The organism is Paenibacillus terrae (assembly GCF_000943545.1).
In the GTDB taxonomy this organism is placed as follows: domain Bacteria; phylum Bacillota; class Bacilli; order Paenibacillales; family Paenibacillaceae; genus Paenibacillus; species Paenibacillus terrae_A.
This window is the reverse complement of record NZ_JTHP01000001.1, coordinates 66,632-78,005: the sequence shown is the minus strand read 5'-3', so window position 1 is coordinate 78,005 and position 11,374 is coordinate 66,632. Positions and strand designations below refer to the sequence as shown.

Annotated in this window: 10 protein-coding genes; 6 read left to right on the top strand and 4 right to left on the bottom strand. The window is 47.2% G+C overall.

Going from position 1 to position 11,374, the window contains the following annotated elements; translation table 11 throughout:
• Nucleotides 1-38 precede the first annotated feature (38 nt).
• A complete protein-coding gene (locus QD47_RS00365; protein WP_082067081.1) occupies nucleotides 39-935 on the top strand; it encodes a carbohydrate ABC transporter permease in 897 nt (298 codons plus the stop codon).
• Nucleotides 935-1,765 (top strand): carbohydrate ABC transporter permease, encoded by an 831-nt coding sequence (locus QD47_RS00360; RefSeq protein ID WP_044644238.1) that lies wholly within the window; start codon nucleotides 935-937, stop codon nucleotides 1,763-1,765. Before QD47_RS00365 ends, QD47_RS00360 begins: the two co-directional genes overlap by 1 nt.
• A 152-nt stretch (nucleotides 1,766-1,917) precedes the next feature.
• On the opposite strand, the gene QD47_RS00355 is transcribed toward QD47_RS00360, so the two are convergent.
• The gene (locus QD47_RS00355; protein ID WP_044644237.1) at nucleotides 1,918-3,738 is read right to left on the bottom strand and encodes a methyl-accepting chemotaxis protein; all 1,821 of its coding nucleotides are present in this window, start codon (nucleotides 3,736-3,738) and stop codon (nucleotides 1,918-1,920) included.
• A gap of 361 nt (nucleotides 3,739-4,099) precedes the next feature.
• Here QD47_RS00355 and QD47_RS00350 point away from each other — a divergent pair, with 361 nt between their 5' ends.
• On the top strand, nucleotides 4,100-5,266 hold the full coding sequence (locus QD47_RS00350; protein ID WP_052646703.1) for a GTP-binding protein: 1,167 nt from the start codon (nucleotides 4,100-4,102) through the stop codon (nucleotides 5,264-5,266).
• Between the two features lie 97 nt (nucleotides 5,267-5,363).
• Here the strand turns inward: QD47_RS00350 and lepB are convergent, their stop codons facing one another.
• On the bottom strand, nucleotides 5,364-5,987 hold the full coding sequence (gene lepB / locus QD47_RS00345; RefSeq protein WP_044644236.1) for a signal peptidase I: 624 nt from the start codon (nucleotides 5,985-5,987) through the stop codon (nucleotides 5,364-5,366).
• Between the two features lie 329 nt (nucleotides 5,988-6,316).
• Here lepB and QD47_RS00340 point away from each other — a divergent pair, with 329 nt between their 5' ends.
• The 3 genes from QD47_RS00340 (at nucleotide 6,317) to QD47_RS00330 (ending at nucleotide 10,487) form a co-directional block, all read left to right on the top strand.
• Nucleotides 6,317-7,666 carry a right-handed parallel beta-helix repeat-containing protein gene (locus tag QD47_RS00340; protein WP_044644235.1) on the top strand — a complete coding sequence of 450 codons (1,350 nt, stop codon included), beginning with the start codon at nucleotides 6,317-6,319 and terminating at the stop codon, nucleotides 7,664-7,666.
• A 110-nt stretch (nucleotides 7,667-7,776) separates the two neighbouring features.
• Nucleotides 7,777-9,309, top strand: a complete 1,533-nt coding sequence (locus QD47_RS00335; protein WP_044644234.1) for an MFS transporter — start codon at nucleotides 7,777-7,779, stop codon at nucleotides 9,307-9,309.
• Between the two features lie 50 nt (nucleotides 9,310-9,359).
• A complete protein-coding gene (locus tag QD47_RS00330; RefSeq protein WP_044644233.1) occupies nucleotides 9,360-10,487 on the top strand; it encodes a glycoside hydrolase family 88/105 protein in 1,128 nt (375 codons plus the stop codon).
• Between the two features lie 99 nt (nucleotides 10,488-10,586).
• On the opposite strand, the gene QD47_RS00325 is transcribed toward QD47_RS00330, so the two are convergent.
• Together QD47_RS00325 and QD47_RS00320 are read right to left on the bottom strand one after the other, a co-directional pair.
• Nucleotides 10,587-10,883: a type II toxin-antitoxin system RelE/ParE family toxin gene (locus tag QD47_RS00325; RefSeq protein WP_044644232.1), complete on the bottom strand. Its 297-nt coding sequence runs from the start codon at nucleotides 10,881-10,883 to the stop codon at nucleotides 10,587-10,589.
• A complete protein-coding gene (locus QD47_RS00320) occupies nucleotides 10,884-11,267 on the bottom strand; it encodes an AbrB/MazE/SpoVT family DNA-binding domain-containing protein (RefSeq protein WP_044644231.1) in 384 nt (127 codons plus the stop codon).
• Nucleotides 11,268-11,374 lie beyond the last annotated feature (107 nt).

Genomic DNA, 11,374 nt, shown 5'->3' with positions numbered 1-11,374 from the left:
ACGAAAGATCGGAAAATGTTGAGAAAAAGAGGTGCGTTATGCTGAAAAAAAGGGGAAGCCGGGGCGATAAGGGCAGTAAATTGGAGTTTGGCTTGTTCACACTGCCCGTCATCCTGTGCATTACGATTGCATTTTATATTCCGTTTTTGATGACAATACGCTATTCCCTGACCAAGTGGAATGGAATATCCAAGCATCCGAAATTTGTAGGCCTGGATAATTTCAAACAAATCCTGCTCGGAGACGCCAACTTTGCACATGCGGCCTGGTTTACGGTCAAATATGCCATTCTGTACATTGTGCTGGTGAACGTGCTGGCTATCTTGCTGGCACTCGTCCTCGACATGAAGCTGAAAAGCTCGGCGTGGCTGCGGGCGGCTTTCTTTATCCCTTATATCCTCAGTCTCGTGATTGTCGGATTTATCTGGAAGTTTATCTTTATGCAGGGCTTTGAGTCACTGGGAAACAGCACAGGCTGGGGCATCTTCCAGCTCAGTTGGCTAGGGCAAGAAGGGCTCGCGTTTATTTCCATTTTGGCGGTATCTATCTGGCAATCCATTGGCTTTTATATGGTCATTTACATTGCAGGCTTGCAGTCCGTACCGGAGGATCTGAAGGAAGCCGCTATTGTGGACGGAGCGGGGCCGATTCGGAGATTCTTTAGTATTACGTTACCCTTGCTGGCACCTTCCATTACGATCTCGGTCTTCATGGCACTGACCAACTCGATCAAGGTGTTCGACGTCATTCTATCCCTGACTGGCGGCGGGCCGGGAGGTACAACATACAGTATTGCGTATGATATTTATCGGGACACGTTTCAGAACAATCTGTACGGCTATGGAACAGCCAAAGCGTTGTTATTATTCGTCGCAGTGCTGATCATTACGATCATCCAATTGTCTATTTTCAAACGCAGGGAGGTTGAAGCCTGATGCAACGCAGACGTATGGGACGTATTTTGCTGGAAGCGGGCATGATTGTATTATCGCTGTTATTTTTGTATCCGCTGTTTCTCGCCATTAACAATTCGTTCAAAAGCTTCGCTGAGGTCATGACCGACGTCATTGCGCTGCCCAAGCATCTTTCGCTGGATAACTACGTATATGTATGGAAATTCATTAACTATCCACGCTTATTTCTGAATAACACGATCATTACCGTGGTCGGGCTGGCAGGTATCGTACTGGTATCCTCCATTGCCGCCTATAAGCTGGCACGGACGAAGAGCAAATGGAGTTCCGCCATCTACATGCTGTGCATTATGCCAATGTTGATCCCGTTTCAGTCCATTATGCTGACTGTCTTGCGACTCGCGAAAGACCTGCATCTGGCGGACAGTACCTGGGGACTTGGCCTGTTGTATTGGGGCTTCGGCGCACCGCTGGCGGTGTTTATCTATCACGGGTTTGTCAAAGGGATTCCCAACGAGATTGACGAAAGCGCCAAAATCGACGGAGCCTCAGGCTTCCGGCTTTTCTTTTCGGTGATTTTCCCCTTGCTGAAATCGGTCACCGCCACTATTGTGATCATCGACGTGATGTGGATTTGGAACGATTTTCTGCTGCCCCTGCTCATGGTTAACGGTTCACCCAGCACCAAAACGCTTACGCTGGCGGCCTATACCTTCGTCGGACAGTATACGTCTGACTGGCAGTATGCCATGACAGCCATGGTGATGGCTGTGCTGCCTTCCATCGTCGTATTTATTTTCCTGCAAAAATACATCGTCAAAGGCGTTGTCGCTGGAGCGGTCAAAGGCTAAGTTCAAAATGGTGATTCCAGGCGAATTTAAAGAGTCAGCGTATATGAGTATACGAAGCCAGATAGCAAAAAGAGGACTTGCGTGTTATTTGCGCAAGTCCTCTTGGTTGTAGCTTAGATGCCCGGAAGACTCTGTTATCTAACACTTCCCGCTCAGGAAGCGGGATGAATCGGTGTATCCGAAATTGAAATTCTATCCATAGATGTACGTCTGGTGGACGTGCCGCGCCCGCCATTCGTATCCTTTGGATGAGTCGAAGCCGAGGTGTTGTTCTCGTCTGCATCGTTTGTAATGCGGAAATGCTGTATTTCCGACATTAGCTCGGCAGCCATATGACGCAGCGAATCGGCAGAATCTGCGATGACCTCCATAGAAGCGAGCTGCTCCTCGCACACAGCCGCAGCCGACTCCGATTCCTCTGCAATCTCACGGGACAAGCCTACCAGCTTTTGCTCCGAGTCCAGCAGTTGCCCGGTAATGGCAGACAATTCTTCGGTCGCAGCCGACACCTCCTGCGTATGCTCAGCGACCGTTTGTACTGCTTCATGTACTTTGCTAAACGTCTGCCCGGTGCGATGAATCAGATCTGTTCCAGCCTCAACCTCGCTGGAGCCTTTCTGGATCGAGTCTACGGCCTGGTTCACTGTATCCGCCATGGCATCCATAAAGACAGCAATCTGTTGGGATGCTTGACCTGTCTGTTCCGCCAGCTTCTTCACTTCACCCGCCACGACAGCAAAGCCCTTGCCCGATTCCCCGGCTCTGGCCGCTTCAATGGAGGCGTTCAATGACAGCAAATTGGTTTGCTTGGCGATATCGCGAATGAACTGCGTTACACTTTGGATTCTCTTCGATTGCTCGCCCAAGTCCTGAATGACCTTGACCGAGTCCTCCATCGTATCCTGAATATGGCGCATTTGCATAACCGTTTCCTCCAGGTCTGCATTGCCGCGCTCTGTCTCGTGAATCGCCCGCTCGGACAGCTCTGCGGTAATGGATGCGGATTGGGCAATCTTTTGAACGCCTTCTGCGCTTTCCTTGACCGCCTGCTGGTTTTCACGATTTCGCTCAACCTGATTGCCTGCCGACTCGTGGATTCCCCGTACCGTCTCCGCCATCTGCCGCGTACCTTCCGCCACTTGCCCGGAGCCATTGGACAGCTCACCCGAAGCCAGTGTAACTCCTTGCGCATTCTGATAAATCACTTGCAGCAGCGAACGAAGCTGGCGTTTCATATCGTTAAAGCTCTGTGCCAATTCACCAATCTCATCCTTCTGCCGAATTTGAATATCCTCCTGTGTCAGATCCCCTTCTGCAATACGCCGCGCGGCTTGAGCCACCTGAACCACCGGACGGGCAATCATACGGGTGATTACATACGCCAATACGATCCCGATTACCAGCGCAAGCGCCATCGCAATGATAATCATCGTCTGTACATATTGAAGCTTCTCACCCTGCTCGACTTGGGATTGATTCAGTAGATCCATCTGGTATTGCTCCATGACCTGTGACTGCTGCTCCAGTGCAAGTGCCATCGGCTTACATTTTTCCTCCACTAATCTCGTGTAGGTCGCGACATCCCCCTGCTGCTTATATGAGGTAATTTCCTTCACGATATCTGCATATTCAGCCTCCATCTGCTGGAGCTTTGCTGCCATTTGCTTGGGCTTGTCCAGTGCTGGCGTTGATTGCAGCTTCTTCATGGTCGTTGCAAAGGTTTCGCGTGCTTTCAGATAACTGTTCATTTCATCCTGATCGCCAGTCACTAGATACCCGCGAAAATACTTGGTCTGGCTCGCAGCATCATACTGCAATTCTTTAATAATCAAAATTTTATCGACTCTGTCATCAATCATACTTTGATAAGATGTATGTAAAGACGAAGTAGCATACTCACCAATAACGCCCACAACCAATGTAAGCAATAATACGGCTGCAAAACTAATGGATAGTTTTTTACCAATCTTCATTCTAAAATATCTCCTTTGTATGGGACAATTTTCTTAGGTCTAATGGGGTTATTATACGCCTATTTGTCATTTGAAACAGTTAAATATAATTCGTAAGTTTCAATTATTGAATGTAAAACATTCCAGATATGAAACGGCGCTGAATAATAAATAGATCACTTCTTTTTGTTGATTCCCCCTCCTTTCCTTACAGCCTCCCTTGACATTTCCCTTCATTAATGATTTACTGATTTTACTATTCGTAATTATTACGATTAAAAGAAACCGACAAGGGGAGCATTGCAGCTTCCCTATCTGACATTGTAGCCACTACAACACATTCAGCATTTCATGAACACTTTCGAAGGGATGAGTGATTATGTTGGCAAACACTATGGAATTGGAAAAGAAAATACCGGTGACGGTACTTAGCGGGTACCTCGGTTCAGGCAAAACTACGCTGCTCAATCATGTGCTGAATAATCGGGATGGCTTGCGGGTAGCTGTCATTGTCAATGACATGAGCGAGGTGAACATTGATGCCGATCTCGTTCGGGACGGCGGAGGATTATCCCGCGTTAATGAGAAGCTGGTAGAAATGTCCAACGGCTGCATCTGCTGCACCCTGCGAGAAGACCTCTTAAAAGAGGTAGAGCGGCTGGCGCTGGATAAAAAGTTCGACTATATCCTTATTGAGTCCACAGGCATCGGCGAACCCATCCCGGTAGCCCAAACGTTCAGTTATGTAGATGAAGAAAACGACATCGACCTGACCAAGCTGACCCGACTGGATACGATGGTTACTGTTGTGAATGCGCCGGAATTTTGGAAGGACTTCTACTCCGGAGATTCCCTCAAGGATCGCGGGCAGGAGGTTGCAGACGAAGATGCGCGCGGCATTGTTGATCTGCTGGTAGAGCAGGTGGAATTTTGTGATGTGCTGATTATTAACAAATGCGATCTGGTATCCCCCGAGGAGCTGGAGCGACTGGAAAAAGCGCTGCGCGGTATTCAACCGAACGCCAAAATCATTCGTTCCGAGTACGGTAAAGTGGACCCGAAGGAGATTTTGAACACGCATCGCTTCGACTTTGAAACAGCCAGCCAAGCGGCAGGCTGGATCCAGGAGATGAACAAGGAAGAACACGTACCGGAGACAGAGGAATACGGTATTGCTTCGTTTGTGTACAAGCGCAAAATCCCGTTTCACCCGGAACGTTTGTTAAAATGGCTGGCCAAATGGCCTGCCGAGGTTGTCCGTTCCAAGGGATTGGTGTGGTTCGCCACGCAGAACCGCACCGCCTTCACATTCAGTCAGGCGGGCAGCTCCAAGCAATTTGCACGCGCAGGACTGTGGGTATCTGCTTTGACCGAGGAAGAACACCAATACTATCTCGGAGAAGATTTTGAAAAAACACCGGATTGGGACGAAAAATACGGCGACCGGGTGACCAAGCTCGTATTTATCGGCATAGACATGAATCGGGAAGAAATCGAGCGTACGCTGGACCAGACGCTGCTGACTCCTGAAGAGATGAAGCAGGACTGACGCAAGCTGCCTGACCCTTTTACCCCAAAAATATAACAGCTTCAGAGACACGCAAAGCGCCTAAAACGGGGAACAGCATTCCGTCTTAGGCGCTCTTCTATTCTTCATGCTTTACCCACTGCGCGCTGCCCAGCGGCCAAAAAATCACATCCGCACGTCCAACAATATCTTTAATCGAAACAAAGCCAATCGCACGACTGTCTCTACTATTATTACGATGATCGCCCATGACAAAAATAGTACCTTCGGGAACCTTGGACTCGGTTATTGTTGCATTTGGAAAGTCCACATTGTTGTACAGCTCGCCCTTGGCATGTGCTTCTTGGACAGCTCCCTGAATGTATGACTCTTCCACCTTCTTACCATTCACGTAAAGATTGTCGCCTTGATATTTAATCGTGTCTCCCGCAACCCCAATAACACGCTTAATGAAGTCTCTTCCTTCCTTTCTCACATGGAATACAACGACCTCACTGGGCTTGGGATCACGAAAATCGTAAATCAGTTTATTCAAGACAACCCGTTCATTTGTTTTGAAATTCGGCTCCATGGATGCTCCCTCAACGACAGATGGCGCAAACAGCAACCCGTGCATAATGAACACGAGAACAACACCCACCGTAATCGCTTTAAGCCAACCCACGATCTCATTTTTAACTTGCGACTGCTTGTCCGAAACTTTCCGTGTAGCTGGACTCGTCAAATGATTTCCGTTATCCATGCGTCAGAACCGCCTTTTCTCATAGATTCTATTCCTAATATGTGTATATTGTATAAGTGTAATCAATTTTTCCCAGCTTGGCAAAACCGTGTTTAAAGTTGAAACAAAAGTGTGAACTTTTTTTCACAATATTAAATTATCATCAAAAAACAGTTGATGCAAACGTTAACATATATTAAACTGAGCTTATACTTCTTAGAGCGTTTTAGACATTATGCCAGTTAAGCCGTCACCCGAGGAGGTGTCCTCGTTTCACATGAAAGACAGCATAAGTCGCTTTTATAGTGCTATCTTCTTTTAAATAAAAGATGAAATAAGGAGGAATTTACATGTTTAAACGCAATGAACGTCCAAAAAACGGGTTTAACGCTCTGAGGCTCGGTGTTTCTTTTGTTTTCGCTTCTTCTTTTCTTATTGGAACCGCTTACGCAGATACGTCATCCAATGCTCCTTCTTCTTCCCTTTCAGAAGAGGCTGCCAGTGCAACGGATTCATCTGCTATCTCCACCACACTGGCGGCAGGCGACTTGTATGTAGCGCCAAATGGTAACGTGTCCAATCCAGGCACCATATCCAGCCCTACTACTCTTGAAGCCGCACTTACACAAATTGCTCCTGGTAAAACCATCTATCTGCGCGGAGGCAACTACGCCTATTCCTCAACGATTACCGTTCAGCGTGGAAATAATGGCAGCAATGGCTCCCTCAAAGGGTTGGTTGCTTACGGCAGTGAAAAGCCTGTACTTGATTTTTCGGGTCAAGCCTTTGGCTCCGCTAACCGTGGACTCCAGCTTTTCGGAGACTATTGGCTGGTAAAAGGTCTTGAAGTAAAGGGTGCCGGGGATAACGGTATCTATATCGGCGGCAGCAACAACCGGATTGAAAACGTGGAAACTCACCATAATCGGGATACCGGTCTTCAGCTCGGACGCTACTCCACCACAGCAGCTAACAGTGAATGGCCTTCGAACAACCTTATCTTGAACTCCTACTCTCATGATAATGCTGATCCTGATAACGGTGAGGATGCCGACGGATTTGCCGCCAAGCTGACCGTAGGACCGGGCAATGTGTTCGATAACTGCCTGGCTGCGTACAACGTTGACGACGGTTGGGATTTGTTTACCAAAGCAGCAACCGGACCTATCGGAGCGGTAACGATCTTGAACAGTGTCGCCCACCACAACGGACAGACTTCTGACGGAACGTCCACCGCTAGCAGTGACGGCAATGGTTTTAAGCTGGGCGGGGACAAAATCAAGGTCGACCATATCGTCAAAAACAGTATTGCCTTTCAGAACAAAAAGCATGGCTTTACCTACAATAGCAACCCCGGCTCCATTACCCTGACTAATAATACCTCATGGAGCAATGGCGAAAGCAATTTTGCTTTTGACAAGGGTGAACACGTATTTATTAACAATCTTTCCTTTGAAGGAACAGCCAGTGATAAGACCAGTGGAACCGATCAAGACAATTCTAACGTCTGGTGGAAAAGCAAAAAAAGCACCAATGCGAAAGGTCTTCTCGCCAGCGCCGCTGACTTTGTCAGTCTCGTTCCTTCCGTTACTAGAAGTGCAGACGGTTCCATCCAGCTAGGTAACTTCCTCAAGCTGGCTTCAGGAAGCGATCTGATCGGCTCGGGCACTCCGAGCGGCAACAATATAGGGGCACGTTAAAAGCCCAACCCAATCAGGACGCCTGGCCCATCTACCAACATAGACATTCAGCATAATATAGCGACCGGTGATAGTCCTCATAACCAGACAAAATATGAGGTGAACAGATCATGGAACAAAAAATCACAATGAAACATACACTCGCCTATGGAAGCGGCAACATGCTGGGAAGCGGTGCACTTGCTATTAGTGGCGCATGGTTAATGTACTTTTATACAACCTTTTGCGGACTGTCTCCCGTTCAGGCCGCAGCCATTTTCTCCGTTGCCAGCATCATCGATGCAGTCAGCAATCCGATCATGGGCTTTATTAGCGACAACTTTCATCGAACCCGCCTGGGCCGTAAATTCGGCAGACGCCGTTTTTTCATTATGATGGGTATTCCACTGATGCTCGTGTATCCGTTGCTTTGGGTAGATGGGTTGGGTTTCTGGTATTACCTAAGTACGTACGTGCTGTTTGAACTGGTGTATACCTCTGTCATGGTGCCCTATGAAGCACTCGCCTCAGAGATGACCCGGGACTTCGGCGCGCGCTCCAGATTGACCGGATGGAAGGCCATGTTTGGTAAAATTGCCAATTTTGCCGCCGCTTTTATCCCAGGTCGCTTTATCGCTGAGTATGGCAAAGACTCTCCATTGCCCTTCTTTTATACCGGACTCGTGTTTGCAGGTATCTTGCTCATTGCGATGGCATTTTTGTACAAAAACTCTTGGGAACGCCCTACGGAGGAACTGCAAAAGGAACTGGAAGGTGAAGCTCCGCTTTCCTTTATAGATTCCATGAAAAAGCTGTTTATTGACATTTCCTCTACCTTCCGGGTGAAGACGTTCCGTCATCATCTGGGCATGTATCTGGGCGGCTTTTCAGCCGAGTGGCTGTTCACTTCTGCCTTTACGTACTTTATTGTGTTTTCCCTGTTCCAAAGCTCGGAGATGGTATCTAATCTGAATAGCTTTAACTCTGTCATTCAATTAATTTCCACCTATTTCTTCATCCAGTTCTGTGTGCGCAAAGGGTTCCGTATGCCTTTTATCGCCGCACTCGTCGTCGTTTGCTTTAGCGTAGCGGGTTACGGCCTGCTCTATATAACGGGAGCCTCCAATACGATGGTATGGCTATATGTCATCACACTGTTTATGGGTCTTGGTACAGGCGGGGTCTACTATATTCCCTGGAATCAATATACGTTCCTTGCTGATGTAGATGAGGCACTGACTGGACGTCGCCGGGAAGGAATTTATGCAGGTATGATGACTTTCGCAGGTAAAATGGTTCGAGCCGTCGTCGTCTTCATACTTGGCTGGGTGTTACAGCATTTCGGATTCGTATCCGGGGCTGATAGTCAGCCGATTGCCGCTCAGCATGCTATATTTTACGTGCTCGTCGTTGGAACCATCGTTTTGGCGATTATCGGTATGATTGCGTCTGTCGTCATGAAGCTGGACATTGACAGTCACAAGAAGCTGATTACCGAAATTGATCGTCTCAAAAACGGCGGCTCCATGAAGTCAGCCAAACCGGAAGCTCGAAAGGTATTCGAGGATCTGACAGGTTTTACTTACGATCGGTGCTGGGGCAACAATAATGTAGGTTTCAAGAACAAACCTGCTGACCCTAAATCACATACGCCTTCCATGTAAGCACAAACAACGATTACCAATCAAATATTTTCCATAGAGGTGACTGTATCATGGCAAATCCAACATCACAACCGACAACCAATCCTACAAAAACAGATTCTTGGGCTGTACGTATGAGCGATTCTGTTCTACAGCGGAGTCCGGAGTTTTACGAAAAATGGGAATATGACCACGGCGTTATTTACAGAGGTCTGGAATGGGTTGGCGAACTGACAGGCGATCCCAAGTATATGGAATTTGTAAAAAAACATATGGATCATTTTGTTGACGAAAATGGCGTGATTCAGCGCTATAAAGCAGATGAGTACAATATTGACCACGTGAATAACGGAAAGCTGCTCTTCTCTCTGTATCGTGCCACAGGAGACGAACGATATAAAAAGGCAGCTTACCAATTACGCAGTCAGTTGGAAAAACACCCTCGCACAAGCGAGGGCGCATTCTGGCATAAGCAAATTTATCCGTATCAAATTTGGCTGGACGGCTTGTACATGGGTGCCCCGTTCTACGCTGAATTTATCCGCGAATTTGGAGATCCGTCAGAGTTTGACGATGTTACCTTGCAATTCAAGCTCTGCTACGAACATACGCGTGATCCTCAAACGGGCCTGCTCTACCACGCTTGGGATGAGAAGCTTGAACAGCCATGGTGCAACCCGCAAACAGGCTGCTCCAAGAACTTTTGGGGACGCTCTATCGGCTGGTTCGTTATGGCACTCGTTGACGTGCTGGACTATATTCCAGAAGATCACGCAGATCGCCCTGCCTTGCTCGATATGCTGACGGAAACACTGGAAGCTCTGCTGAAAGTACGTGATAAAGAAAGTGGAGTCTTTTATCAGGTGCTCAACCTGGGCCATGTGAAAGGCAACTATTTGGAAGCCTCCGCTTCCTGCATGATTCTCTATGCGATCGCCAAAGGCGTTCGCAAAGGTTATCTGCCAGAGCATTATCGTCAAGAGGCAGAAATCATCCGTAAAGGTATTATTGATGAATTTATCACGATTACCGAAGAAGGACTCGTGAATCTGAACAAAACGGTGCAAGTAAGCGGTTTGGGCGGTAAAGATCGTCGGGACGGCACCTTCACTTACTATATCAGCGAGCCGATTGTGACGAACGATCCCAAAGGTATCGGAGCCTTCATTCAGGCGATGGCTGAAGCGGAACGGCTCTAAAGCGGACGAAATGTAATCTTCTACAATAGAAAAGGACGGGGCCAATGGCCCTCGTCCTTTTCTTGTTATCTATCATTTTTTCTTTGAAATCTAAAGTTTTCAGCTTTTCAAGTAACGCTTGAGTTCTTCATAGAAATTTTCTCTGGAACCGGCCAATATGACTACAATGAGTTCGCCTTCCTCATTTTCTTCTAGCCGATACGCAATTTCATAATTGGTACCTTTATAAAATACATTGTAGCCAAGAGTTCCGCTTAGATCACCTGTTTTGTGCTCTCCAATGGAGGGATCAAGTCGTATGGCTGTAATAGCATCCAGGTAGGCTGACTTTAACGGTCTTTCAGAAAGCTTTTTAAAATATCGTTTTGCAGGACCTAAGTATGTGACTGGAAGCATTTAATCCTCCACCACATCGCCAAATAGTTCATCCGTATCATCATCGCCAGATTTAAAATTACGGGCAGCCTCTCCGGATTCAGCAATTAATGACTTTACAGCCCCGTGAAGCTCAGCCTGTCTTTCACGGAATTTTTGAAGCAGTTCCTGATCCTTGTACCCTTCCTTAATGAGATCAGCTAAGATAAGATCAGAAAAATTGTCATTCGCAGTATTTTCACGTACAGGACGAATAATGATGTTATTTCCTTTGATCCCGAATTCCACTTCATCCTTAATTCCAGCCTGTTCATACAGTTTTTGAGGTATTGTGACTTGGCGTTTTTGCGAGACACGCGCACGTTTCCATTCCACTCGTTCCACCGCCTCATTAGCTATTACCATAGTATACTCCCCCTTTTCCACCCATTCTATTCCGAGAAACAAATTTTCTTTGTTTCTTTACTTCTCTAATTATAGTATAAGTAGTTTTCGAAAAGGAAGCAACCTAA